Raw genomic sequence first — 25,847 nt, forward strand, 5'->3', positions numbered from 1 at the left:
TAAATAACTTGATGAATGTCTCAGGGCGTGGAGCGGACGGATAATAATTATGATGTCTGGAGTCAAGATTTGACCCCTTTAGTTGTAGTTGTGGTTCTAGAAATAAAGTTTCATACTAAAATTACTTAACGGTATCATAATGTTCTATTGCTTTTACAATCCGATCTAGCAAGGGCTTAAACCCATCAAAGCTTATTGTTGCTTTTTGTGCTGCCACTACTTTTTTAGCAAAAACCTCTTTGCTATATTCTTTATTTTTATCAAAATCTTTTTCAGGATTAAATATCTTATCAGATACTTTTATTTTTCTTGTTTTTTCATCAAATAAGTCTTCAATCATCGATATTGGTTGAGCGTCAATAGGTGTTAAGACGATGTATAAATTATGAAAAACATGAATAAATTCAGCATTTCTAATATCTTGTTTTTTTAGTGATAAAGGTAAAGCAATAGCTGTCTCTATTTTTTTTAGCGACTTTTCAATGCAATCAAAACCTGAATCATTATCTAAAAGGATAATAACGGGATGTTGTGGCTTAGGTGCTTCGTAATATCTATACTGGCTATCAAACTTAGAAATAAAATAATTTAAGTACGATGTTCCACCAAATAACTCCAATAAAAATCGAGTACGTTTAGTATATTTCAAAATTCTTATAAGCAACTGATATTCAATCTTATTGTTTTTTGATACTAATTTGTTGTTGGCTAATCTAGGATAACCTTCAACTAAACTATTAATTGCTGACTTTAAATAAACATTATCTGTTTTACCTTCACAGATAATGGTAGGTTTTTCATTGCCGTAAAATAACCGATAATATAAAAAACGGCTAAACGTTCTTTCTCGACCATTTATTAATCTACTGGTGTTATGTCCATGTTTGGCTATCCCATAAACATGGTTTAAAGGTAATGTTTGACGTAGACGATTATAACTATCAATTTGATCTATGAAATTAAGTTGACCTTCCAACTCGTTTGTATTGCCATCCACTACTTTACCATCAATGGTTTTTGTAAATTTTCCGCTTTTAAAAAGGCTATTACATTGTGCTCGAACCGTACGCCAATATTCTTTTTTTACATTTGGCTTTTTATTAACAACAAGACCTGTTACATCTTGCCTTGAATCTTTATATTGAATACGTGTTTTATTTTCGTTTATAGAAAATCCAGCATGTTCAACTTCCCACGTTAATTGTTTTCCAGCTATATAATCATCGGTCTCTTCTTTCATTAACTCTGTAGGAAAAGCTGACTTTCTAGTGGAGAATGTAATATCGTCAGCATACCTCGTATAAGTGCATTTATATTTTTTAGCCAATGAAGCCAAACGGATATCTAAGCTATGCGTAATTAAGTTTGTAATAACAGGAGAGCAAGGACTTCCTTGAGGTAATTTATTATCATGACAAGCAATTTGGGCAATAACCGTTGCTACAGCAGGATCCAAATTAAAGTTTCTGTTTTTTATAAAGAACCCTCTAACGCGACCAAAGTTAAAACCATCAAAAAAATTTTCAAGATCAATGTTTAATACATTTTTTTGCCCTAAATGCATCATAGCATTGGTGATAATTGAACGATGCCTAACAAAACCGTGAGATAAAGATGGTTGTTTTATTTTTGCACCTGATATTTTTACTTTTAGTGTAGGTGAGTATTTGACATGATCTTTACTAGATTTATTAATTTCCGCATCAGGAAATTTCGCCTTATTAATTTCATCTATGCAATCAAGCAACAAATGTGAAAGCTTTGACTGTAACGTTTTCAACTTTCCATTTGGCGCATTAATTATACGTTCCCCACCATTTTTTTTGGGAATCTTAAATTGAGTATATTGAGTGTGGGGTTTAATAATATATAAGGTATACGTCAGAAATGAAGCCTTAATACCTAGCAGAGCTGCGAACTCTTTTTTGGTAGAAATATTTTTCAAAGCTTCTAATTTTGTCATTAATTCTATTTTGAACTCCTTTTTAAATAGTGGTTTATGGGCACTCTTACGCACTTAACAATAGTAATGACCATAAAATACGTATAGTCATCATAAAGGCAATCTTAACGGACATTTTTTTCACTGATCGCGAAACGCGATCCAAAATCTGCCCATAAACCAATTGAAGTATATTGTTAATTCATAATAAAATCAATGTATAAAGATTTTTTCTATCGAAGTGAAAAAATTAGCTACAGGTCATCAATATTGATTTTAATCTCTGACTGGTCACTCCGCTCTTTAATTATTAAACTACCCTTATACGTTCTGCGCAACTAAATCAGGACACTTTTCTTAAGGAACTTTGATCATATTCTACTGGCGATAGATCATTATTCGTACGAAGAAATGGGGTCGCGTCTTGCATTTGGCCACTTTCATTTCGAATGACCGCATAAAGCGGTCGAGGAAACTAGCAGAAAGATCTAAACTTTATGTCTCAGTTTCATATTTTGCTGTTTAATTTCAATCTAAGTGCCTTTCACATTATTTTATCCAATATCTTTTAACTGTTCTTAAACTAAGATTAGTAAAAAGTGCAACAGCCTGTTGAGTTGGTTTGTTGCCCGTTTCTTTGGTTATTTTTTTAACTGCTTTTTTAACAAGCTGCTGCGAATTACTTCGCTTTTTAACCGCAGTGTCTGTAGCTGCTTTTTTCTGCCTCTCCTTAATTTCATCGCTTGATAACTTCACTTTTGACCTAATATTTAAATATTCAGGGCAATAGCCGAACAAGTCTTTCAGGTAATCAGCTAGAGTCTCTTTTCTGTATTTGTAGTGTGTTGTTTTTGCTGTTCTAGTTAAACTAACAAGCTCTTCTAATGATAAACCAATTAGCTCATCATTTATTTTTGTTAGCTTTTCAAATGCGGTGTTTTTATTTAGGTGTTGAAACGCAACAAACAGGATAAACGCTGTTTTATCTCGCTTACCCTTTGGCACCCCTCCCTGCTTATAAAAATGGTTTTGAATACTGTTAATACATTTTAGCCACCATTCTTTAATGCTATGACCGTAGCGTTGGTGACCTGGTTGCTTTGCTATCTTATTTCTGGGGCTTGAAGCTAAACTTGTTTTGAATTCTAGCTGTGATTTCTCTATATTCTTCCGTAAATGACATAGATCTAAACACATCAACAGTTCATCAAATGTATATTTAGTACCAGAGCCAAAATACCTGGCATGCAATCCTGTTCTACTGTGAACAGACCCTGGGACGCGCAAAAAGCCGCTAATTCTTTTTGTAGCCATAAGATCTATATGCCAAAAACTATCTGACGTTCCAAAACTCTCAATTAGACTTTTAGCAATTTGTTGCCATATCAACTTGTTAATTGCGACTGCATCTACAGGGTTGTAAATCCAATAAAGATGTATTCCACCTGAGCCAGAAAGGACATAGCCTGTTGGCGGCGGTAGCTTACTCAGTTTTAACCTATTGAATACTTCAGGAACAATTTTAGCCTCTGTCCTTCTAACATCAAATGGATCACATTTATGATTAAGATCAATTTCAATCCAATTCGCTGACAATAGAGCTAGGTTGCTCTCCCTAGGCCAACTAAAAAATTCGTTTGGAGTGTAATAGCAGTCTACTGATTCACTTGTACTGTACAATACTCCTCGAACAAACTTACTAGTGTCCCGTCTAAAAGCTCGAAAATCGGTTAAGCTTTTTGATTTACTGTTACCAAGTAAATGAATAAATTTTTTAGACTTATGACATTTACTTAGTAACCCTCGAACATATTTAGGTGTCTTGAATTCAATTAGAGAATAAAACTGACTCGGATAGGCAATAGTATATTCTGGCCACTCGAATTGTGGCCTTATTTTAATGGCAAGCATATAATATGAAGATGTAAAGTGCGTTTGGGGTGTCGCCGGTCAAGCAGCCCCTTTCGCCTTCCTTACACCTTCACTCCTTCAAAACGAGCAAGCCATTGATCAACTGTTTCGCGTTTAAATAGGCGAACTCGACCCAATTTAATAGAAGGTGGTGCTAACCGTTGAACTTGATAAAGGTTGGCATCTTTTCCAGACTCAATAGCCTTTCGCTGGGCGCTCAGACGATTATTAATTGTGCCTATAGATAGATGTAAAAGCTCTGATAGCTCTTTTACTGATAAGATTTCTGATGACTGCATGTTCGCTCTCCAATACGTAAATTAGAGCAAAGAGATGCCACATTGCTCTGTGAGCCGTGGACTTGCTAGTACATATAATTAATATATGCGTACCCTAGTAACCTCTTTTCTACGTATTGAAAGCAGCCCCGAACATTGGGCGCCTGTTTTTTTATTAACTTTACTATGTTCTGTGGTAAATCTTTTATCTCTTTGCATTATAAGTAAGCATAATAGGTATGCTTAAAATGAATTTAAATGAGATATAATGATAAATCAAGTGAACTTGAGGAATAAAATTGCTCTAAGGCTCAAGCTAATGAATTACCGAGCGCTGGATTTTTAAACTATCGCTACAATCATCACAAAGCATAAGCATCCACTTAAACACTGATTGAACATGGCTTTCAGGGTAGTAATTATCAAACTTTTTCACTTTTTCTGATCGATTATAAAACGATGAAAAAGACTCTAGTTGTATATCCCAAACCTCTGATTGCTCGTTACTATAATCGTAAAACATGAAGTCTAAGGTAAGTAACTCACTAAGTACTTGTGCTTCATTAAGATTACTTAAGTTATCTCTAATTGATAATAACTTATCACGGCTATTATCTTGGCCTTGCAACCTGATATATAAAAAATCAATCGCGGGTAAAAATGCATAAACGTTAAAATTAATCATAAAAAACTACGCAGCTTTTCAACTGCGTAGCCTGTATTTTGTGTAAAAACCCACCTAACAATTGCACTTAACAAAGCAACTGTCAAAGCTATTTGTAGAACTCACCACGGCTATGAGCGTCTCGCGCTTCTTGCTCTGTGTAGCTATCACCGCAATGATCGACATTTCCAGTTCCATCATTGTATTCATCAATGAACTTGTCTTGCTCAGACTTATCATCAACATCCAGCAAAATATCAACCGTCACGGCTCCTATAAACTTAACTGCTTTCCACAACATTTACTTCACCCGGCTCTATCTAAGTATTCCTTAGTATCGTGAACACATTAAAGCTAAGAAACTCTTAGTTTTCAAGTTAAGAATTAAATATAATGAAAACGAATGATGGTTCACCGTTTCCAAAACGGCTAAAAGAGGCAAGACTAGCAAAAGGACTTTCGCAAAAAAAACTAGGAATATTGGCGGGTATGGATCAGTTTGCAGCGTCGCCTAGAATGAATCAGTACGAAAAAGGCGTGCACTCACCCGACTTTCAAACAGTGCGGGCACTAGCTAAAGTATTAGAAGTGCCAACAGCATTTTTTTACTGTGAAGAGAATGAGCTTGCAGGTCTTATATTAGCTTACGAGGAAATGCCCTTGAAATAGGCAATTATTCGAAAGGAAAATATCTTCTTAAGTCAAATCAATGTCAACTTTTTGCAGTAATGACTTCTTTTGTACGCACGCATATCTCAAATTTGAAATTAGTATTTTTGATGCCCTCTTGTAGCTCACCATCAACGTCAGAGCAAAAAGTGAGAACAATGATAAATACAGCGATGTTTCAAAAAGGGTATTAAGAAAATTTTTATCTGGTTTCATATCAGATATGCTAATTAACCTAAATTGAAAGTTTATGAACAAAATATATCCAGCCCAAGCAGACCCAATTAGCCATTTGTAAAACTTTACTCTTTCATCTATTCGCTCTTCAATTTTATCAACGTTGTCCTCCAACAACTCTAAACTATCAACACTATTAATTTCATGTTCCGATAAGATAATAACCGTGTTTTTAACTGTGAGTTCTGTAACGCCATTAAAAGCATATGAACTAGGGGTAGAAAAGCTAATCAACAGTAAGAAAAACCAAACAAATATATTTAAGGTAGCAATGTAGCTATTAGAGTCGAGAATAGAGTTATTGACTAAAAAAGATAAAGCTAGAGCTATGGCAAAACTAAATAACGACCATATTTTTAGCGGACGAACAAAGTCTACGAATCCTACTTGCAAATATACTAGAGGATAAAGAAACAACCTTTTAAATAGTGATAAGTAGCTTTTTCTAGTAGAAAAACCTAATAAGCTAGATTCCGTACACTCTAATATTGACTTAGTTTTATTAAACACTAAACGCTCCGTAAATTATTAAACCAATAAAAAATTATTAAAGTATCGTTTATCTAACAGCTAAACAATTTTAAAACATTAATAACGAGAACCTAATTCAGGCATTGTAAAATAGCTATATGTAAATGATAACTTTAGCTTTATACCTACAATATAATGTAGAGCTTTAATAAAACCAATTTTAATAGAGGCATCATGAGCAATAGCCTCTCTTTAAACATTGGGGCTTCGCCCCTGTCCCCCGCTATGTCGAAGCCGAAAATCGGCTTACACATAGCGGGGGACAACACACTCGCACTCTTATACGCAGGTTTTATTTGCAGATTGAAAAATATTTCTAAAGTGATAATCTTATTGCTACTGAAGCTCTAACGAGCCAGAAAAAAACAGGCGCTATTCTGCTGCCTTCAACACGTAGTAACGAGATAAAAACTATCTTTTAGAGGTAGTAACCAACCAAAAACGGCGCACTCCAGCTGCTGACAACACGTAGAAATGAGGTTAATAATCAGGCGAGATCAGTCCGAGCCTTTCGCATGTGCGAAAAACAGGGGCGAATAGGCTTAAGTGCCGCTGAGCTTTATTGCCAGTCAATCTTACAACCTTAATACGACTGGAGTCATACCATGAAATTCGATGCACAAGCCGAAGTCCAAAAACTTAAATATGAAAGCAAGCTAATCGCAGGAAGCCGTAAAAAAACATCTAAGCTTGATAGACATAAATTCGAGCTAATAGAAATTTACAAGCAAGGGTCTAACATTGTCGAGCTTCAGCGCTGGCTAAAGCGTAAAGGTATCAATGCTCATTGGTCAACAATTCAAAGATGGATTAAAAAACATGGCTAAATTTGCGAAACCTAAAACTCAAGCACACAATGTCATAAAGGGGCTTACAAAAAGTAAGCTTATAAAGTCTCTTGGCACAGCCAGAAACTACGAGCAATCACTTAACACCGTTGCCTCTTGGGCTAAAGATATTGGCATAAACGGTATTCAGGCAATGACCAGCGAGCAAGCACTCAATTATTTAGATTACCGAAAAGAAATAGTGGGTCAAAAATCACTTGATATGGAACGCCAAGCTATACAAGCAATGATGAGGCTTAACGGCAAACTTAAAGATAAGCAAACACTCCCTGTTATTAAATCAATTAATCAGCAAATTCTTAAATCACGCGCCTACACTACAAAGCAAGCTCAAATAATAAGTAAACACCAAACTTCTAAATATTCATTATCAACACAAATAGCACTCTTTGCTGGGCTTCGTGCACATGAATTATTGACCATAGCCAAAGTTGAAGAACGTAAAGCAGATAAACGACCAGCTTTTGATTCAAAATGGTCTGGTAGAAACGGTGTGCTATATACCGTGACAGGCAAAGGAGGCTTAACACGCGAAGTACTAATACCCCACGATTTATCAGCTAAATTAGAACTTCGTAAATTTAAACAAGCTGTCACTGTTGTTGATAGAAAAATAAACTACTTACAGCGCTACGATATTGGAGGTGGTAAAAAGTGGTCTGACTCATTTAATAAAGCATCAAACCGTACTCTTTCATTTTCCAATGGCGCTCACGGCCTAAGACACAGTTACGCACAAGAAAGACTATTAGAGCTGATACTTAATCAATTCCCATATCAAATAGCATTAGAGACCGTGTCACAAGAAATGGGGCATTTTAGGCCAGAAATCACTGAGGTTTATTTAAGATAAATAAATACTCGTTTATTACCATTAGCGGAAGTGATCCCTAGCACTAAAACTGGACACAGCACTAAGCAAGGTTATTTAGTCCAAGTGCTTCTGGGCTGAGATATACATTAGCACTATGTCTTCTAACTTTATTGTAATCAACTTCAATGTATTCAAATACTGCTTGAAGCATTGTTTTACTATCAATAATTGGCTCCTATGAATACAAGAAATTAAGAAAAAACACCCTTTCACAATTCATTCTTGTTTGTTGATGTTTGGACTTAATGCTATCTTTCAAATAGCGAAAAGTAATTTGTGCAACTATCAACTCTCAGCTGACTAAGAGTTTTGTGCCACAAATGGGCATTTTTTAATAATGATGTATAAAGTCAAAATTTGATCCTTTGATTTGTGCAAGAGATAATAAAAATGATAAAGTTAAAAGCCACTAATCAAGGAATGTTACATGAGCAACCTACTGACGCTTAAGACAATAAATGAGATCAAGGATGAAAGTTTTTATATACCATCATATCAAAGAGGATATAGATGGACTCCAAAAGAAGTTCAAGATCTGTTAGATGATATTTCAGAGTTTAAGCCTAGATTTGTTGACGATACAGATAATAAAACATGGTATTGCTTACAGCCTATTGTTGTTAAAAAAAAGAATGATGGGCAATTTGAAGTCATTGATGGTCAGCAACGGCTGACAACAATCTATTTAATACTTAAGTTTTTAAGTAGTCGATTTCGTGATCCTAAAAAACTATTTAATTTAAACTACGAAACAAGAGAAAATTCATCTTCCTTTCTAGTAAATTTACAACAAAATGATAATGATAATAGCAATGTTGATTTCTATTATATATCTGAAGCATACCGTACAATTTGTAAGTGGTTTTCTCAACCAAATTTCAATATTAATGACTTCGAATCAAAGTTTGAATTTGATTCAAAAGTTATATGGTATGAAGGAAATGAAGATGATTCCATTTCTGTATTTACAAGAATAAACATAGGGAAAATACCTCTAACAAACTCTGAACTAATTAAAGCTCTATTTTTAAATAGCTCAAATTTCGATAAAAATAAATCCGATAAGATAAGGCTTAAGCAGCTAGAGATATCAACAGAGTGGGACAATATTGAACATTCATTACAAAATAATAGATTCTGGTATTTTTTAAATGGTACAAATGTAGCAACTAATCGAATTGAATTTATTTTTGACCTAATGAATAGTGAGAAAGACTCATCTGATAACTATTCTACTTTTAGATTTTTTAATAAAAAATTTCTTAATAAAAACCAAGAAACAATTGAAGGCAACTGGCTAGAAATTAAGAGGTATTTCCAAAGGTTTCAAGAGTGGTTTGAAGAGAGAGAGCTATACCACAAAATAGGGTACTTGATTGCAGTCGATGTTATTACAATAAAAGAATTATATGAAAAATCTGCTTTACTGACTAAGCGAGAGTTTCGTTCTCTACTTGATATCGAAATAAAACAAGATCTTGATAAAGTATATTTAGAAGAGCTTCAATATGGTGATAAAAAACTAAAGTCCGTATTATTACTCTATAACGTATTAACAATGCTAAATAATAAAAATGATAATTCATATTTTCCATTTGATATTTTCAAAGGAGAAAAGTGGGATATAGAGCATATAACATCTATTACTGATGCAATACCTTCTAAGAAAGAAGAGTGGCTGAATGACGCTAAGGTATTTATTGACATAACAACAACTGAAGGCAAAGATCTAAAAAAAATAGCTGATAATTTTGATTGTAATAATGATGAAGAATTTGAAGAGTTGTTCACAACCATAGTTGCACATTTTAACTTTTATTTAAAAGATAGTGATATTAATGATATATCAAACTTAACACTACTCGACTCTGAAACGAACCGGGGTTATAAAAATGCAGTTTTTCCTCTTAAAAGAAAAACAATTATTGATAGAGAGAAAAAAGGTACTTTTATCCCTATTTGTACTAAAAATGTTTTTTTGAAATACTTCAGTGCATACCCTCCTAAGATTTCATTTTGGACTCAAGAAGACAGAGAGAATTACTATGAAGATTTAGAAGTTGTTCTTAGTAATTATATTAAAAAGGAGTTGTAGATGACCGAAATTAAACATCAAGGTGAAGTATTAAGCTTTTGGGAGCTTTTGAATTTACATAAAATCGAAATTCCAATTATTCAAAGAGACTATGCACAAGGGCGAGCAGATAAAAAAGAAATTAGAGAGAATTTCTTAGGTGCTTTATTTGAAAGTTTAGACGAAAATCAACCTATAAAACTTGATTTTATTTATGGAAATCTTGATGAGAATGTTTCACATCCTTTAGATGGTCAACAAAGACTAACAACTTTATTTTTATTACACTGGTACGCTGCCGCAAAAGAGAACCTGTTAATAGATAAAAATATTGATATATTTAGGAAATTTACTTACGAAACAAGAATAAGCTCTAGAGATTTTTGCAATCAATTAGTGTCTAAATCTATTTCAATAGATAAAAATAGCATCTTAAGTGAAGAGGCTATAGACTCATCTTGGTTCTTCCTTTCTTGGAAGAAAGATCCAACTATAGACGCAATGTTAAGAACTATTGATAATATTCATAAACTTTTTTATGAAGTTGAACATCTTTGGGACAAGTTGACAGGGAGTAATCGCTTGATTGCTTTCTATCATATTGACCTTGAAGGCATAGGTTTAACTGATGATTTGTATATTAAGATGAATGCACGTGGAAAGTTATTATCACCATTCGAAAACTTTAAAGCATCTTTTCAAAAGTTAATTTATGATGAAAAGTGGGATGAGAATAAAGATTTCCTACAAACTTTTGCGATGAAAATAGATACGGTTTGGACAGATTTATTCTGGAGTAATAGTGCCAAAAACAATATTGATAACGCTTTTATAAGGTTCATATCAACCATAGTCATGTGTAGAAAGGCCATTAAGAAATCTGAAAATCGAATGTTATTGATCTCAAATTTGCAAGATGAGCCTAATTCAGTTAAACCTTCATTTTTTGACAAAGAAGATTTTAATTATTTATGTAGTGCTTTAGACAAGTATTCTGAGGTTTATAGCTCTGGACTTGAACTTAAATTGGACTTCCCTCTTTTTCAACATCGGCCTGAAGATACTATATTTTCAGCTATCGTATATGAGGGGCAAAACGCTTCATACACTCAGAAGACATTGTTTTATGCACAAACGGAATATTTATTGAATGTAGATGAGTTTAATAAAGAAAAGTTCACCGAGTGGATGCGTGTAATAAGAAATATTATATTAAGAGGTGATGTTGTCAAAGTTGGAACTCGACCGACAATTATTCGAAGCCCACAAACGTTAGATGGTGTAATTAACTTAATACATGAGTTGTCATCTGGTTGTAATGATATTTATAAGTATTTATCTACTAGCAATATCAAGTCATCTTTTGCTAAAGAACAAGTTAAAGAAGAGCAATTAAAATCCGAGTTAATTGTTTTTGATATCGAGAATAAAAAGGTAATATTCGATACTGAAGATACAAACTTATTGCAAGGAAAAATTAGTTTTGCTCTGTATTGTACTAACTATGATACAGCAGAAAACTTTCAAAGAGCCGAGTTTGAAAAAATATCAAAAACAATTTCGACTTACTTCGATAGTGATGCCCATATTTCGAATGATCTCAGAAGAGCATTATTAACTATTTCTGATGATAATGGTTCATTTAGTTACTATAACTATTGGTGGTCATTTTGGAATGTTGTGAGTGCAGACAAAAGGTGTTTGCTTGATAGTAGTCTTAGAGCATTAGAGTTTTATATATATGGAAATAAGGGAGAATATAAAGTTTATATTAAAAACCTTATACTTAAATTACTCGATGATGATTTAATAGGTATAGCTGATAAATTTATTCCACCTATTACTATGCCAAATTGGAAAGTTAGATTAATTAAAGAAACAGAGTTACTCGATAATAAGTGTAAGTCTAATCATATAGCAATTCCTAAAGATGAGTCATGCTCTTATTTGCTAAAAAGTATGAGACCTAGAGATATAGATGGTTGTGAAAAAATAGAATAAAGACCGTAAATTAAACTAGCTCAAACATAATCTGACATCTAACATTTTTTGTCACCTTAGATTTGAGCTAAGTTTTACTTATATTAGATAAGTAAAATTATAACGCCTTAATATCCCTACGAAATAATTTCCCCCCCCACACTTCCAAAGCTTTGCGGCGCTTGTCCATATACGCCTGCATATTATAAACACCCTGCACTCCTTGCAATTGATGATTTAGTATTTTTTCAATCACTATTGGATCAGTTCCAATATCAGTATCACCTAAGCGAGTAGCGACTGTTCTTCTTAAATCATGAGGTACAAACTTTGGCACTCCCAATTGCTCTAGTTTACGACTTATAGAGCGTGATAGTGAATGCCTATCAATTGGCTGTTCGCCTGGGCCTGATTTATTAGTTGTTGTACTCGGGAATACATACTTAGAGTTGAGATAGCCAAATGCTGCGCGTAACTCATCAAGCAAAATAACCATATTTTGAGTAATAGGTACTTTATGAGTTCTTTCGCCATTTTTATTTTGCTTTACGCGGTCGGCGGGTATTGTCCATATCATTTTTTCAAAATCAAACTCTTGCCACTGTGCGCCTGTGACCTCTATTGGCCGACAACCTGTTAAAGTAATACACTTCAATGCGTAAATAACTTGCTGGCTTATTCCTAGCTTTGGCAGACGCTCAAAAACTTGAATGACTTCGTCAAACTCTAGCGCTCTAGTTCGCGACTTTTCAAGGCCACCCACGCTCTTCTTTTTAACTGTGCTTATTGGGTTACCTTGTATTAAATCTCGCTCAACACCAAAATTAAACATTTGCTTAAGGATGGATAGCGTTTTATTAGCCTGCGTTTTAGAGTCTCTATCAGTTATTGGATCAAGCACTTTTTTAAAAATTTCACGCCGGGTTATTTCTTTAAGTTTATAATTGCCAATAAATGGCAGAATGTCTTTTTCGAACATTCTAATTACTGGGTCTACACCTTTTCGGTTGGCTTTAATGTCTCTTTCAATAAACTCATTTGCAAGCACAGCGATTGTAGGCGAGGTGCTTTCTTGCTTTTCAATCAGCGCTGCTTTCTTTTTTTGTAAAAAAACATCAATACCGCGCGACACATCACCAATATACTGCTTAGCAAGCTGCCTGGCTTCACTCACTGTTATTACCGATGAGTTGCCTAAGGCTAACCTTCTTTCTTTCGAACCTCGGCCTCCTAGGCGGTAATACAGATAATATACCTGTGAGCGTTTTCCTTCTTTATTTGGCTTACCAATATTTAAATAAAAACCGGAAATCTCAGTGTCATTGATTTTGGTAATTTCCAAAGGGATATTTTTGAGTATAGATTCAGTTAATTTTACTTTGATTGACGCCATTTTTCGCACACCTAGAGTTAAGTCAAAACTTTTGTCGCACAGTTATCGCACGAGCTGATTTGAGCTCACTAAACTTCACGTTTGTTCACTAGGTATAATTTAAAAGCTTAATCCTTTCAATAGCAATAAGTTACAATTACTTTAAACACTTCACTGTAGAACACTTTTAGCCACTTTTGTACACGATAAAGCACAGGTAATTTTTATGGGGTGGCAGGGGTCGAGAGTTCGAATCTCTCCATACCGACCATTTAATTTATTTAAGTATTAAACACTTATAATTTAAATAAATTATAAGTAGCTTCACTGCTTACAGCTAATTCAGCTCGCTCATATGTGTAGTTATTAGATAAATCACTTTAATATGTAACAACATCCCTATCTTTTCCCTAACACACTAATGTGTAGCATAACTCTTAATCGTAAAACTTATAACGTCAATTGATAACACAAGGCTCTAGGTGTAGGATTAAATGAGTTGCTCATTTACGATGATTAAATCTCATAGTTTAAAATTATCAATAACTACTAATAAGCCAAAAGATTGCAATACTAATCATCATCAACGCCGAAATCCTGCCTAATAATTGACCTTGCCCTCGAGCTAGTAGCAATCTGTTAATTTTTTGGCCTCCATAAGCATAGATGAGTAAATTTAAGCATTCAATTAGTGCGATCAAGCCTGTAAAAAGTAACGTTTGTAGACCCGATGGCAAAGCTGAGTTCATAAAAGGTGGCAGCAATGTCATTAGAAATAACCAGGACTTAGGGTTTGAAATCGAAACTAAGAAGCCGCGCAACATTAAATCAATGTTATCACTGTCAACTTGCACTGTAGCTGCATTAACTTTTGCATCCAGCCAAACATTAATACCCATCCATATAAGATAAAAAGCACCAACATATTTGAACAATTGCATAGCTGCGGGAAATTCAACCAGCACTTTGGTATAACCCAGTAGGGCTGTTAGAGCAATAAGTGATACCCCAAAAACCTCACCAAAAATGACCCAAACTGCCCTTTTTACGCCCAAGCTGGCACCGTAACTCAGGGCAAGCATCATAGACAAACCTGGTGACACTGAAATCAGGAAAAAGGTCGGAATAAATATCAACAACAACGCCCAATCAGACATCATGCTTCTTTTACTCGCTCAAGCACACCGGTCATAGACCTTAGGTACTTCAGTGCCTCAAAACTGAACCCCTGCTCGGCTATCCATGACTCGCTAAATGGCGGATAAATTAGTGAAGCGCCCTCATTGACTCGCTTTACCCAGTCTGGATTACCTAATGCGGCAGTACCAATAGCCACTAAATCTGCGCCACCAGCCAATGCCAACTTAGCGTCTTTTTCATCTTGAATTTTTCCTGCTACCATCATAGGAATATTGGCTGGATTAGCTTTACTTAACTCAGTCAACAAGTCAGTGCCAACCTTGCCGTTAACTGATTTAAAAGTATTGCCCATTGAATAATGCACATAATCAATTTCCTCAGCTGCCAGTAAACGGGTGACAGCTAACTGATTTTCTAGTTCGATCCCAACCACATTGGCATAACTTTCTGGCGATAGACGTACGCCTATCAGGAACTTACGTGGCATACGTGCACGAATCCCTCGCACTATTTCGATCAAAAACCGAGCTCTATTTTGTATACTGCCTCCCCACTGATCAGTGCGTCGATTAACTTGGGGATTGAGGAAGTTACATAGTAAAAAATTATGTGCTGCGTGCAATTCAACACCATGTAAGCCTGCGTCATAAGCTCGTTGCGATGATCGAACAAATGCCTCGATGAGCTCATGAATATCATTATCTTTCAGTTCCGTTACCCCCAGAGCATAACGGTCGCCTGGTTGCTCAGCGCTAGGCCCTGAAGGAGCACCTTCATTCAAATCAGGTAAAGCCCTTACTCCACCATGATGAAGCTGTACCAATACCTGCGCTTCATTTTCATCCGCTATTTTAGCTAAACGCGAAAAGGCATTCTGCTGCGAAAGCGTCATAAGTGCGGGTTGTCCTGACCAGCAACGACCACCAGGCAACACTTGAGTTGCCGCGGCAATAATTAAACCAAACCCGCCACGAATACAATTTGCAAGCCAATCAAGTTCAGCTTGACTTGGATCGCCATTGTCAGCACTCATGTTATGAGTAAGAGGCGCAAGTACTGCACGATTTTTAAGCTGCACTCCTGCTTGAAGAAATTCAAACGCATTATTTATATCTTTTTGCATGTCTTTAACCTGTTATGAAATGATATTTAGTACATTGTAACCAATGCCAAACAGGATATAATCAGAGCACCAGGAAATACATTAATGCCCAACAGGACATAACAATGAATAATCACAAAACAGATACTCTTTATCTTATGCGCCTGTTGGTCGCTATAGTTCGATTCGACTCGTTCGTCTTGGCGGCCGAGCATCTTGGCATAACGCCAAGTAAAGCCTCTAAAGACATTAAATATTTAGAACACACTTTAGGAACCGTATTACTCAACCGCACCACTCGAAAACTTCACCTCACAGATGCAGGTGAGCTGACCTTTAGCCAAGCAGAACAAATGATCACATTGCATGAGCAGTTAATTGATGGTTTACACAATCGACGCAACGCACTCAGTGGCGAGCTTCGCATCTCAGCCCCTACCTTGTGGGGTGAAATAATGCTCACGCCTATACTGCTTAAATTTCGCGCCGAACACCCTCAGGTACGTTTAATAACTGACTTCAGCAACCATAAATCTGACCTACATAGAGACAATATCCATGTGGTATTTCGCAGCACTGAGCTAAACAACGAACCCTATCTCGCTCGCTTCATTGCAAAAGATGAAATGGTATTGTGTGCAACTGACGCATACCTGTTACAGAATCCACCACTCAGTCATCCAGAGGACTTACAAGCGCATAGTCTAATCACTCGATGTAACGGATATTCACGCTATGAGCAATGGATCTTATTAAATGATGGCAAAGAGTTGATAGTGAATGTTGCCGGCGAATTGGCTTTTAGTGACAAAAAAGCAATCCACGCTGCGATGTTACAGGGAGTTGGAATAGCACAGCTACCTCGCTATCTAGTCGCCAGCAAATTAGAACAAGGAACAGTTCGTGAAGTATTACCAGCCTTTCGCCCAAAGGGCGCACGTTTTTACGCCCTTTATACCCAGCGACGCGCTGAGTCAGCCTTAGTGACTCATTTTGTAGAGTATGTTACTCAATCACTAGGTGAAAAACTAAATTAGCCGTAGAGTTGTATCTTAAATAATATTTTTCTATTTTAAGTTATGCTGACTTTTTATGTATGAAAAGCAAATATATTAACAAAAACCACTAAGTAGAAGGATTTACTCATGCCTGGTGCCTTTGCACACATCACTGCGGCTAACATAGCTACTGAGAATAACGCCCTGATTGGAATGAATATTCCTACCAAAGCAAAGCTGATATTAAGTCAAAATCAAAAATACCTTGAGTTAGGCTGTGTATCGCCTGACTACCCTTATTTAGCTGTGGGTAATTCAGAGCAAAATAAATGGGCTGATTTAATGCATTATCACAATACCGGTGATGTAATTAAAGAAGCAGTAAAGTATTGCAAAAATCTAGAGGGATCAGCGCAAGAAAAATGCTTTGCTTGGCTGTGTGGTTATATGTCGCATGTTGCAGCTGATATCACCATTCATCCGGTGGTCGAGCTTAAAGTGGGCCCGTATGAGCAAAACCAAACTGATCACCGCACTTGTGAAATGAATCAAGACGCTTATATTTGGCCAAGGTTAAATCTGGGTGAAATTGGTCATGCGGATCGCGTTCAGCTGAATATCGGCTCGTGTACCAACCAGAATAATTGCCTTGATGAAAATATTAAACAACTATGGCAGCATGTTTTATCGCATATCCACCCAGATTACGCACAATCAGCAGCTCCTGACTTTGATGCGTGGCATTCAGGCTTTCAACTGGTTGTTGATCATGCTGAAGAAGGATATCGGCTTTTTCCATGGGCAAGGCATGTTGCGGCAAACAATGGGCTACTCTACCCTCGCCAAGATGAGATTAATTACACTTACATTGAGCAGCTTAATACTCCAAATGGCCCAATGCACTACGACGACATTTTTAATTTAGCGGTTAAAAATATACAGTATTTTATATCGATTATTGCTAATGCTATTTTTAATGATGGAGAGTGCTGGCAAATTTGTAATTGGAATTTAGACAACGGTAAAGACGAAAATGGCAACTTAACCGCGTGGAATATTTAAAATGAAATACTTAACTCTAATCTTAGTAATTGTTTTATCTGTGGGCTGCTCTAGCCTAGCTAATGCACATGATCCAGAAAAGATGGCAAATCTTGCATCGCAATTAAAAGATATTTCCGCCGCGGTTGATGGCACATTAAAGTTCAGCTCTCAAACCTATACTGATCCACAAGCCTTGCTAATGGCAGCTATCAACAATGAACAAAACAAACTCGATCCTTTTGAGGGCTATCAGTTAAAAGTTTTCATTCAAGATAAAAATGCCGTTTTATTACTTTGTGAGGATGACATTTTACTTATTGAAGATGCCGGTTGTACTGCGCCATCCGATATCCAGCATTGGCAATCAATTGACACTCAAGCCTGTAAAGTTACTATCAACGCCAGCAAAATTTGTAAGCGTTAAAAAATTGCGATTTATTCTTTTTTATAAAGTTTAATTAGGCCAACTTATTTTTTAAATACAATGTTTACCTTCATTAATAAAAGGAAATTCAATGAATAACAAAATAACCAAGGTACTTATATTTTGTATCGCCCCCCTAATATGTGTATTTAACCTACACGCAGAGCCTTTGCTTTCCCCCTATCCAAGTGCCAAGCTGGAGAACTCCGTTATTTTAGCGGGTGAAGAAACTCGCCTTGTTACAAAGTTTGTTGCTACAGCTGAAAAGTCTCAACAATTTGAGTATAAAAAATTCATTGGTGATACAGGCCATTACGCTTATACGATAAAAAATGTTGCTTCGTTAAAGGTAACAAAAAATTATGAAAGTGCGTTAAGTGATGCTGGTTTTAAAGTGGTTTATACATGTTCTTTAAGTGATTGTTATTCAGGAGATAAACGTGAACAAAGAAAATTATTAGCTGAAAAGTCTAGCTACTTTAACCCTAGTAATCAATTCCAACAACCTCACTATATTTTCGCCACAAAAGGGGATGAGTCCCTCGATGCTGCTATTTCGTTATTTGTTGGTCAGTATAAAAATACGACGCGAGTATTATTAACCACAGTGGATATAAAAGACATTGAATCAGGACTTGTCACTGCCAATTTTGACGCATTTACCAAACACAATAGTAAACAGATAACCAAGGCACCGCGTAAAGATAAAGGGGGCTCAGCAGATCATCCATTAATAAGTCGCTACCCTAGTAGTTATATTGAAGATTACAAACAGGTTGATTATGAAGAATTCAGCATTCCTGTTGGTATTGTTGATACAAAAACAAAGACACTCCCAATGCTAGACGTTACCGGAGACTTAACCCAAATTACTTATGTCGTAAACAGGGTGTCAACGCTAAAAATTTATCATAATTATCTAAGTGCTTTAGTAAAAGAAGGGTTTGAAACGGTATTCTCTTGTCAAAAGGATGCATGCAGTGGTAACACCAGAGATAGGTTAATCCGTGAGGATTTACAAAAGTTAGGGGATAAGCTCGCTGTAAAACAAGCTTATAATTACTGGCGCCAACCTCGATACCAAGTTATGAAAAGTACTGTTGAGGGCCAAACTACCTATGTAGCTTTTTTTATAGGTAACTATGAAGGCGATTCTCGTATTCAGCTTGTAGTGATGCAGAGCGAGCCATTATTAACTGGGTTAATAGAGACAAATAGCGATAAAGTGTTAGAGCAACTTAAGCAAAAAGGTAAAGCCTCAATCTATGGGGTGTTATTTGACTACGATAAAGCGGTCATAAAGCCTGAATCTAAACAATCATTGGATGTCATTGCGCAAGTTTTAGAAAAAAATAAGGCATTGAGTTTGTATGTTGTTGGTCACACAGATGATAAAGGCTCTGCTGAATATAATTTAGACCTTTCTAAACGTCGGGCTGATGCGGTAGTTAAAGCTTTAATTGCTGACTATGGTATCGCTAAAACAAGATTAATACCTCAAGGTGTTGGCCCCTATTCTCCCGCAGCCACTAACAAAAACGAATTAGGTCGAGAGCTGAATCGACGTGTTGAGTTAGTCGAAAGGTTATCTGATTCAAAATAATTACGTATCGCGAAAAATGCATATTAACGCCATTGCCTTAATATGCATCTTTATCACCAATTAGGTACGAAGTTCTATTGCAAAGTGGTCACTAGGCTCGCATTGTAGACTAAGCCTTTATCTATAGTGGCTTTAAGACTGCAAAACGCGCCATTCACTAAACATAAATTGGGTGCAACATGTCCGATATCAGCGTCGATGATAACTGGGAATAAACAATTACCTAACGCAAGCTCAAGGGCTTGGTAATAATCAATGTCTTGCTCTGTAGAGCTAAGCAAAGCACTACGCCCCAGAATAATACCGTTAATATCAGCAAACACACCATTTAACCGCAACGCCATTAAAGTACGGGCCACTGCTGTAGGTGAAAGCTCTGCATTTTCTAAATAAAGTAGTAAACCTTCTGGCGCATATGTTTGCTTAAAGTTATGCAGATCAAGATATGGAGAAGCCAGTAACACGTTAAGTGAGTCTAGACAGCCACCAAATAACCGCCCCGTCAGCTCTACTTGCCTTGAGTCTTGATAGTTTAGGCAGCGCCATTGACTCGGCTGAGTATAATCAAATAAAGCATCTGGCTCTTTTGCGTAATCAATCACTTTATTCTGATAATACTTGGCAGGCATCTGTTCGAAATAGCCATTTTTCTCAAGCGCCAGAACATCAAAAACTTGCAAGCAGTAATTGTCTTTCTCGTTGGGATGTAATTGCATTAGATTTGCAGCATGAAGTGTTACCCAACCACATCGCACTGTAAGCATACAAGCAAACGTGCTCACATCTGAAAAACCTACTAACCACTTTGGCTTGGCAGACTTAACCGCATTAAAATCAATATACTGAAGTATTTCCATGGCAAGCTCACCACCCCACGGCGGCATAATTGCGGCAATGCTGTCATCAAGTAAGAATGCCATTAGCTCATCAGCGCGTTGTTTTGCTGGGCTACTTTGTTGTCTTAAGCATTTACCTTCGACTACTTGGTAGCCACGGCGTGTTAAGCCAGAAAGTACGCGTTCCAGGCGTGGGTGAAAGATGCTCTCAACACCGGATGAAAATGCGCAAATGGCAATTTTATCGCCGTTTTTTAATGCGCCAGGAAAAGTAATAGCTGTCATCAACATCTGCAAATTATCAATATGTTAGCTTAACGTACCCAATTTATTAAGAAATGTCGAGATTGTTTATGGCATAAAAAAACCGATGCAAGCATCGGTTTTTAAAAACGTGAAAATGAGTAAAGTAATTAAATGTACTCAACCTCAATGATTTCGTATTCCACGTCGCCTTTCGGGGTTTTAATGATCACAGCATCATCTGCTTGTTTACCAATTAAACCACGGGCAATCGGTGAATTAACCGAAATACGGTTATCTTTAATACTTGCTTCATCATCACCAACAATTTGGTATTTAACTTCAGCATCAGTCTCAACATTAACGATAGTTACTGTGGTACCAAAAATAACTTTACCCGTATTTGGTAGTTTAGTCACATCAATGATTTGTACATTTGAAAGCTTAGCTTCAATTTCTTGAATACGGCCTTCGCAAAAACCCTGTTGCTCACGCGCTGCGTGATATTCAGCGTTTTCTTTTAAGTCACCATGTTCACGTGCAACTGCAATATCAGATACAATTTTTGGACGGGTAACTGTTTTTAATTCGTTAAGTTCTTTGCGCATTAAATCTGCGCCACGAACTGTCATCGGAATTGTTTGCATACTTTTCTCACTTAATCCCAAGGCCGATAAACGGCCTTGGCACATTTCCTTAGTTCAATCGCAGGTGTAGTTCTTGAACTGACGTCACTTTGCTGCGGTCGTCTGCTTGGTTAGCAGTACAGTTAGCAAATGCCGCATTCAAGGTCGTTGTATAGTTAGTTTTGTGTTGCAATGCACCACGACGTAACACCTTCGAATCTTCGATCGCTTGGCGACCTTCGGTAGTATTAACGATATAGCTATACTCGCCATTTTTGATTCTATCAAGAATGTGCGGGCGACCTTCAAATACTTTGTTTACACGACGTACTGCAATACCAGCATCTTCAAGTGCAGCGGCTGTGCCACCTGTTGCATCTAGTTCAAAACCTAGGTCTGTCATGGTTTTAGCTAGTTCAACAATACGTGGCTTATCGCTATTACGCACAGATAGTAACGCGCGGCCACCGCGTGGTAAAGTGTTGCTTGCACCTAATTGTGCTTTTGCAAAGGCTTCGGCGAATGTATCACCGACACCCATTACTTCACCAGTAGAGCGCATTTCAGGGCCACGGATAGGATCCACACCTTGGAACTTAGCAAATGGCAATACCACTTCTTTTACGCTGTAGTAAGGTGGTATCACTTCTTTAGTAATGCCTTGGCTTGCTAAAGATTGACCCGCCATACAACGTGCCGCTACTTTTGCAAGTGCCACACCGGTCGCTTTTGATACGAACGGTACCGTACGCGCTGCACGTGGGTTTACTTCGATTAGGTACACTTTGCCATCTTTAACAGCAAACTGTGTGTTCATCAAACCAACCACGCCAAGCTCCAGTGCCATGTCAGTTACTTGCTTGCGCATTACGTCTTGCACTTCTTGTGATAACGAATGGGCTGGTAATGAACAGGCTGAGTCACCTGAGTGAACACCCGCTTGTTCAATGTGTTCCATGATGCCGCCGATGATCACTTGCTCGCCGTCGCAAATTGCGTCAACGTCAACTTCAATCGCATTATCTAAGAAACGGTCAAGTAGTACTGGTGCTTCATTTGATGCAGATACGGCTTCGGTCATGTAACGACGTAAGTCTTGCTCGTCATACACGATTTCCATTGCGCGACCACCTAGTACATACGAAGGACGCACAACCAGTGGAAAACCGATTTCAGCTGATTTTAAAATCGCTTCTTCAGTTGATGTTACCGTTGCATTTTCAGGCTGAAGCAGGTTTAAACGCTCAACAAGTTGTTGGAAACGCTCACGGTCTTCTGCACGGTCAATCGCATCTGGTGAAGTACCAATTACTGGCACGCCGTTAGCTTCAAGTTCACGGGCAAGTTTAAGTGGTGTTTGACCACCGTATTGCACTATTACACCAACAGGCTTTTCTACACGTACGATTTCAAGTACGTCTTCAAGGGTAATTGGTTCAAAGTATAAACGGTCTGACGTATCGTAGTCGGTAGAAACCGTTTCAGGGTTACAGTTAACCATGATAGTTTCGTAGCCGTCTTCACGTAGTGCAAGGGCTGCGTGAACACAACAGTAATCAAATTCAATACCTTGGCCGATACGGTTTGGACCGCCACCAATAACCATGATTTTATCACGATCAGATGGGGTAGCTTCACACTCTTCATCGTACGTTGAGTACATGTATGCAGTATCAGAGCTAAACTCTGCAGCGCACGTATCAACGCGCTTGTATACTGGCACGATGTTTAATAAATGACGCTTTTTACGAATTTCAGCTTCAGACACACCGGCAATTTCAGCGATACGAGGGTCAGCAAAACCTTTACGTTTTAACTTACGAAGGAAATCAGCGCTTAAGCCAGCCATGCCCACTTCGGCAATTTTAGCTTCGTCTTTTAAGATGTCTTCAATCTGTACTAAGTACCAACGGTCAACTTTCGTTAACTGAAACACTTCTTCAACACTCATGCCGTGACGCATTGCATCAGCAATGTACCAAATACGCTCAGCGCCTGGCTCACGTAATTCACGGATGATTTTTTCTTTCGCTTTCGGGTCGTCAAGTGCCACGATTGGGTTGAAACCCGTTGCGCCAACTTCCAGACCACGTAATGCTTTTTGTAACGACTCTTGTTGGTTACGACCAATCGCCATTACTTCGCCTACAGATTTCATTTGCGTGGTTAAACGGTCGTTTGCACCAGCAAATTTTTCAAAGTTAAAGCGAGGAATTTTTGTGACTACATAGTCAATTGATGGCTCGAACGACGCAGGTGTTTTACCACCGGTGATGTCATTTTGTAGCTCATCAAGTGTGTAGCCTACCGCTAGCTTAGCAGCGATTTTAGCAATCGGGAAACCGGTTGCTTTTGAAGCAAGTGCTGATGAACGTGATACACGTGGGTTCATCTCGATAATAACCATACGGCCGTCATCAGGATTAACACCAAACTGTACGTTTGAGCCACCTGTTTCAACACCAATTTCACGCAGTACTGCCATAGAGGCATTACGCATTAGTTGGTATTCTTTGTCAGTTAATGTTTGCGCAGGAGCAACGGTGATTGAATCGCCAGTATGAACACCCATTGGGTCAAAGTTTTCAATTGCACAAACGATAATGCAGTTGTCGTTTTTGTCACGCACAACTTCCATTTCGTACTCTTTCCAACCGATCAATGATTCATCAATCAATAGCTCGCTGGTTGGAGAAAGGTCTAAACCGCGTTCACAAATTTCTTCAAACTCTTCTAAGTTATACGCCACACCGCCGCCGGTGCCGCCCATAGTGAAAGAAGGTCGAATAATACACGGTAAACCAATGCGTGTGATGATGTCTTTTGCTTCATCCATTGAATGAGCAATTTCAGCACGCGGGCATTCTAAACCGATATTTCTCATTGCGATGTCGAAACGTTCGCGGTTTTCTGCTTTATCGATTGCATCAGCTGTTGCGCCAATTAGCTCAACACCATGCTTTGCCAATACACCGTGCTTGTCTAGTTCTAGCGCACAGTTTAATGCGGTTTGACCACCCATTGTAGGTAGCACTGCATCTGGCTTTTCTTTTTCAATAATTTTTTCTACCACTTCCCAATGAATTGGCTCGATGTAGGTCGCATCAGCCATATCAGGATCGGTCATAATTGTTGCAGGGTTTGAGTTAACTAAAATAACTCGATAGCCTTCTTCTCTAAGTGCTTTACACGCTTGAGCACCAGAGTAGTCAAATTCACAGGCTTGGCCGATTACAATCGGGCCTGCGCCTAGGATAAGAATGCTTTTTATGTCGGTACGTTTTGGCATTGTTACTCCGGTTTAATTAGTTGTTACGCGCTTGCATCAAATCGATGAAGTGGTCAAATAATGGGGCTGCATCGTGTGGACCTGGGCTTGCTTCAGGGTGACCTTGGAAGCTAAAAGCAGGTTTGTCGGTGCGGTGAATACCTTGCAACGTTCCGTCAAATAACGATTTATGCGTAGCACGAAGGTTATCTGGTAACGTTGTTTCATCGGCAGCAAAACCATGGTTTTGCGCAGTGATCATTACTACGTTACGGTCTAAATCTTTCACTGGGTGGTTACCACCGTGATGACCAAACTTCATTTTCACTGTTTTTGCACCCGAGGCAAGTGCTAACAATTGGTGACCTAAACAGATACCAAAAATAGGAATTTCAGTTTCTAAAAAGGCTTTAATTGCTTCAATGGCGTAAGTACACGGTTCTGGATCGCCCGGGCCATTCGATAAGAAGATACCATCTGGGTTAAGTGCTAACACGTCAGCTGCCGAGGTTTGTGCAGGTACAACGGTTAATTTACAACCACGGTCTACAAGCATACGTAGAATATTACGCTTCACACCGAAATCATAAGCAACAACGTGAAACTTTTCATCGGCTGCGTTTAGAGTTTTGAACCCTGCGCCTAATGTCCAGCTTGATTCACGCCACTCGAAATTTTCCTTGGTTGATACTACTTTCGCTAAATCCATACCTTTTAAGCCTGGGAAGGCTTGCGCAGCTGCGAGCGCTTGGTTTTCATCTAATTCGTCACCTGCAATAATACAACCGTTTTGAGCGCCTTTATCGCGCAAAATACGGGTAAGCTTACGGGTGTCGATGTCTGCAATACCTAAGATATTACGTTCTTTTAAGTAATCATCTAACGATTGCTCGTTACGGAAATTACTTGCTAGCAGTGGCAAATCACGGATCACTAGGCCTTTAGCCCAAATGTGACTCGCTTCTTCGTCTTCGCTGTTAGTACCCGTATTACCTATGTGTGGGTACGTCAAAGTTACGATTTGTTCCGCGTATGAAGGGTCAGTCAGAATTTCCTGATAACCAGTCATTGATGTATTGAATACTACTTCACCGACAGACATGCCGTCAGCGCCGATTGCAGTACCGCGAAACACTGTGCCGTCTTCTAGAACTAACAGAGCGGATTTAGTCAAGTTAACCTC

At 37.7% G+C, this 25,847-nt stretch carries 22 protein-coding genes and 1 pseudogene; 9 read left to right on the plus strand and 14 right to left on the minus strand.

The features are described from left to right. Positions 1–121 precede the first annotated feature (121 nt). The 5 genes from PVK79_RS15395 to PVK79_RS15415 all read right to left on the minus strand — a co-directional run bounded on the left by PVK79_RS15395 (position 122) and on the right by PVK79_RS15415 (position 5,096). Positions 122–1,963 (minus strand): retron Ec67 family RNA-directed DNA polymerase/endonuclease, encoded by a 1,842-nt coding sequence (locus PVK79_RS15395; protein WP_257326116.1) that lies wholly within the window; start codon positions 1,961–1,963, stop codon positions 122–124. 528 nt (positions 1,964–2,491) lie between these two features. Next, the gene (locus PVK79_RS15400) at positions 2,492–3,538 is read right to left on the minus strand and encodes a bifunctional DNA primase/polymerase (protein WP_257326117.1); all 1,047 of its coding nucleotides are present in this window, start codon (positions 3,536–3,538) and stop codon (positions 2,492–2,494) included. Positions 3,539–3,915: 377 nt separating this feature from the next. Further along, positions 3,916–4,152 (minus strand): MerR family transcriptional regulator, encoded by a 237-nt coding sequence (locus PVK79_RS15405; protein WP_182675726.1) that lies wholly within the window; start codon positions 4,150–4,152, stop codon positions 3,916–3,918. 295 nt (positions 4,153–4,447) lie between these two features. Beyond that, positions 4,448–4,816 carry a hypothetical protein gene (locus PVK79_RS15410; RefSeq protein WP_257326118.1) on the minus strand — a complete coding sequence of 123 codons (369 nt, stop codon included), beginning with the start codon at positions 4,814–4,816 and terminating at the stop codon, positions 4,448–4,450. Between the two features lie 88 nt (positions 4,817–4,904). Then, positions 4,905–5,096: a hypothetical protein gene (locus tag PVK79_RS15415; protein ID WP_096793371.1), complete on the minus strand. Its 192-nt coding sequence runs from the start codon at positions 5,094–5,096 to the stop codon at positions 4,905–4,907. 92 nt (positions 5,097–5,188) lie between these two features. Between PVK79_RS15415 and PVK79_RS15420 the strand changes: the two genes are divergently transcribed. Next, entirely contained in the window at positions 5,189–5,464 is a 276-nt protein-coding gene (locus PVK79_RS15420; RefSeq protein ID WP_257326119.1) for a helix-turn-helix domain-containing protein, read from the plus strand. A 27-nt stretch (positions 5,465–5,491) separates the two neighbouring features. Here the strand turns inward: PVK79_RS15420 and PVK79_RS15425 are convergent, their stop codons facing one another. Continuing rightward, positions 5,492–6,211 carry a hypothetical protein gene (locus PVK79_RS15425; protein ID WP_193154511.1) on the minus strand — a complete coding sequence of 240 codons (720 nt, stop codon included), beginning with the start codon at positions 6,209–6,211 and terminating at the stop codon, positions 5,492–5,494. Positions 6,212–6,837: 626 nt separating this feature from the next. Here PVK79_RS15425 and PVK79_RS15430 point away from each other — a divergent pair. Both PVK79_RS15430 and PVK79_RS15435 read left to right on the plus strand, forming a co-directional pair. Continuing rightward, positions 6,838–7,059 carry a hypothetical protein gene (locus PVK79_RS15430; RefSeq protein ID WP_257326120.1) on the plus strand — a complete coding sequence of 74 codons (222 nt, stop codon included), beginning with the start codon at positions 6,838–6,840 and terminating at the stop codon, positions 7,057–7,059. Beyond that, entirely contained in the window at positions 7,052–7,933 is an 882-nt protein-coding gene (locus tag PVK79_RS15435) for a site-specific integrase (RefSeq protein WP_257326121.1), read from the plus strand. Before PVK79_RS15430 ends, PVK79_RS15435 begins: the two co-directional genes overlap by 8 nt. A 61-nt stretch (positions 7,934–7,994) precedes the next feature. Here the strand turns inward: PVK79_RS15435 and PVK79_RS15440 are convergent. Continuing rightward, a pseudogene (locus PVK79_RS15440) lies at positions 7,995–8,129 on the minus strand (IS3 family transposase); the annotation flags it as partial. A gap of 252 nt (positions 8,130–8,381) precedes the next feature. Between PVK79_RS15440 and PVK79_RS15445 the strand changes: the two are divergent. Both PVK79_RS15445 and PVK79_RS15450 read left to right on the plus strand, forming a co-directional pair. Beyond that, complete coding sequence (locus PVK79_RS15445; RefSeq protein WP_257326122.1) at positions 8,382–10,049, plus strand: DUF262 domain-containing protein; 1,668 nt, start codon at positions 8,382–8,384, stop codon at positions 10,047–10,049. Further along, positions 10,050–12,029, plus strand: a complete 1,980-nt coding sequence (locus PVK79_RS15450) for a DUF262 domain-containing protein (protein WP_257326123.1) — start codon at positions 10,050–10,052, stop codon at positions 12,027–12,029. Positions 12,030–12,126: 97 nt separating this feature from the next. On the opposite strand, the gene PVK79_RS15455 is transcribed toward PVK79_RS15450, so the two are convergent. The 3 genes from PVK79_RS15455 to PVK79_RS15465 form a co-directional block, all read right to left on the minus strand. After that, positions 12,127–13,401, minus strand: a complete 1,275-nt coding sequence (locus tag PVK79_RS15455) for a tyrosine-type recombinase/integrase (RefSeq protein ID WP_257326124.1) — start codon at positions 13,399–13,401, stop codon at positions 12,127–12,129. Positions 13,402–13,919: 518 nt separating this feature from the next. Then, a complete protein-coding gene (locus tag PVK79_RS15460) occupies positions 13,920–14,540 on the minus strand; it encodes a LysE family translocator (RefSeq protein ID WP_257326125.1) in 621 nt (206 codons plus the stop codon). After that, entirely contained in the window at positions 14,537–15,643 is a 1,107-nt protein-coding gene (locus tag PVK79_RS15465) for an NADH:flavin oxidoreductase (protein WP_182777756.1), read from the minus strand. The genes PVK79_RS15460 and PVK79_RS15465 overlap by 4 nt, the downstream gene beginning before the upstream one ends. 104 nt (positions 15,644–15,747) lie before the next feature. Here PVK79_RS15465 and PVK79_RS15470 point away from each other — a divergent pair, with 104 nt between their 5' ends. From PVK79_RS15470 to PVK79_RS15485, 4 genes are all read left to right on the plus strand, one after another. Then, positions 15,748–16,659, plus strand: a complete 912-nt coding sequence (locus PVK79_RS15470) for a LysR family transcriptional regulator (RefSeq protein WP_182759361.1) — start codon at positions 15,748–15,750, stop codon at positions 16,657–16,659. Between the two features lie 108 nt (positions 16,660–16,767). Then, positions 16,768–17,682, plus strand: a complete 915-nt coding sequence (locus PVK79_RS15475) for a zinc dependent phospholipase C family protein (RefSeq protein WP_257326126.1) — start codon at positions 16,768–16,770, stop codon at positions 17,680–17,682. A 1-nt stretch (position 17,683) separates the two neighbouring features. Further along, entirely contained in the window at positions 17,684–18,088 is a 405-nt protein-coding gene (locus PVK79_RS15480) for a hypothetical protein (protein WP_257326127.1), read from the plus strand. Positions 18,089–18,179: 91 nt separating this feature from the next. Further along, positions 18,180–19,691 (plus strand): OmpA family protein, encoded by a 1,512-nt coding sequence (locus PVK79_RS15485; protein ID WP_257326128.1) that lies wholly within the window; start codon positions 18,180–18,182, stop codon positions 19,689–19,691. A 74-nt stretch (positions 19,692–19,765) separates the two neighbouring features. Here PVK79_RS15485 and PVK79_RS15490 read toward each other — a convergent pair whose 3' ends face one another. From PVK79_RS15490 to carA, 4 genes are all read right to left on the minus strand, one after another. Further along, on the minus strand, positions 19,766–20,812 hold the full coding sequence (locus PVK79_RS15490) for a S66 family peptidase (protein WP_257326129.1): 1,047 nt from the start codon (positions 20,810–20,812) through the stop codon (positions 19,766–19,768). 128 nt (positions 20,813–20,940) lie between these two features. Continuing rightward, complete coding sequence (gene greA / locus PVK79_RS15495; protein WP_145233085.1) at positions 20,941–21,417, minus strand: transcription elongation factor GreA; 477 nt, start codon at positions 21,415–21,417, stop codon at positions 20,941–20,943. A gap of 49 nt (positions 21,418–21,466) precedes the next feature. Next, the gene (carB, locus tag PVK79_RS15500; protein WP_257326130.1) at positions 21,467–24,685 is read right to left on the minus strand and encodes a carbamoyl-phosphate synthase large subunit; all 3,219 of its coding nucleotides are present in this window, start codon (positions 24,683–24,685) and stop codon (positions 21,467–21,469) included. Between the two features lie 16 nt (positions 24,686–24,701). Further along, the gene (gene carA, locus PVK79_RS15505) at positions 24,702–25,838 is read right to left on the minus strand and encodes a glutamine-hydrolyzing carbamoyl-phosphate synthase small subunit (protein ID WP_145233083.1); all 1,137 of its coding nucleotides are present in this window, start codon (positions 25,836–25,838) and stop codon (positions 24,702–24,704) included. Between the last annotated feature and the right edge of the window lie 9 nt (positions 25,839–25,847).

The sequence above is a fragment of the Pseudoalteromonas rhizosphaerae genome (assembly GCF_028885455.1).
In the GTDB taxonomy this organism is placed as follows: Bacteria; Pseudomonadota; Gammaproteobacteria; order Enterobacterales; family Alteromonadaceae; genus Pseudoalteromonas; species Pseudoalteromonas rhizosphaerae.

What these genes read in the sequence shown, in the direction of transcription:
- PVK79_RS15460 (WP_257326125.1), bottom strand. Translation starts at nt 14,540, where the DNA reads ATGATGTCTGATTGGGCGTTGTTGTTGATATTTATTCCGACCTTTTTC.
- greA (WP_145233085.1), bottom strand. Translation starts at nt 21,417, where the DNA reads ATGCAAACAATTCCGATGACAGTTCGTGGCGCAGATTTAATGCGCAAA.
- PVK79_RS15410 (WP_257326118.1), bottom strand. Translation starts at nt 4,816, where the DNA reads ATGATTAATTTTAACGTTTATGCATTTTTACCCGCGATTGATTTTTTA.
- PVK79_RS15450 (WP_257326123.1), top strand. Translation starts at nt 10,050, where the DNA reads ATGACCGAAATTAAACATCAAGGTGAAGTATTAAGCTTTTGGGAGCTT.
- PVK79_RS15435 (WP_257326121.1), top strand. Translation starts at nt 7,052, where the DNA reads ATGGCTAAATTTGCGAAACCTAAAACTCAAGCACACAATGTCATAAAG.
- carB (WP_257326130.1), bottom strand. Translation starts at nt 24,685, where the DNA reads ATGCCAAAACGTACCGACATAAAAAGCATTCTTATCCTAGGCGCAGGC.
- PVK79_RS15470 (WP_182759361.1), top strand. Translation starts at nt 15,748, where the DNA reads ATGAATAATCACAAAACAGATACTCTTTATCTTATGCGCCTGTTGGTC.
- PVK79_RS15480 (WP_257326127.1), top strand. Translation starts at nt 17,684, where the DNA reads ATGAAATACTTAACTCTAATCTTAGTAATTGTTTTATCTGTGGGCTGC.
- PVK79_RS15405 (WP_182675726.1), bottom strand. Translation starts at nt 4,152, where the DNA reads ATGCAGTCATCAGAAATCTTATCAGTAAAAGAGCTATCAGAGCTTTTA.
- PVK79_RS15455 (WP_257326124.1), bottom strand. Translation starts at nt 13,401, where the DNA reads ATGGCGTCAATCAAAGTAAAATTAACTGAATCTATACTCAAAAATATC.
- PVK79_RS15395 (WP_257326116.1), bottom strand. Translation starts at nt 1,963, where the DNA reads ATGACAAAATTAGAAGCTTTGAAAAATATTTCTACCAAAAAAGAGTTC.
- PVK79_RS15465 (WP_182777756.1), bottom strand. Translation starts at nt 15,643, where the DNA reads ATGCAAAAAGATATAAATAATGCGTTTGAATTTCTTCAAGCAGGAGTG.
- PVK79_RS15475 (WP_257326126.1), top strand. Translation starts at nt 16,768, where the DNA reads ATGCCTGGTGCCTTTGCACACATCACTGCGGCTAACATAGCTACTGAG.
- PVK79_RS15430 (WP_257326120.1), top strand. Translation starts at nt 6,838, where the DNA reads ATGAAATTCGATGCACAAGCCGAAGTCCAAAAACTTAAATATGAAAGC.
- PVK79_RS15490 (WP_257326129.1), bottom strand. Translation starts at nt 20,812, where the DNA reads ATGACAGCTATTACTTTTCCTGGCGCATTAAAAAACGGCGATAAAATT.
- PVK79_RS15445 (WP_257326122.1), top strand. Translation starts at nt 8,382, where the DNA reads ATGAGCAACCTACTGACGCTTAAGACAATAAATGAGATCAAGGATGAA.
- PVK79_RS15420 (WP_257326119.1), top strand. Translation starts at nt 5,189, where the DNA reads ATGAAAACGAATGATGGTTCACCGTTTCCAAAACGGCTAAAAGAGGCA.
- PVK79_RS15485 (WP_257326128.1), top strand. Translation starts at nt 18,180, where the DNA reads ATGAATAACAAAATAACCAAGGTACTTATATTTTGTATCGCCCCCCTA.
- PVK79_RS15415 (WP_096793371.1), bottom strand. Translation starts at nt 5,096, where the DNA reads ATGTTGTGGAAAGCAGTTAAGTTTATAGGAGCCGTGACGGTTGATATT.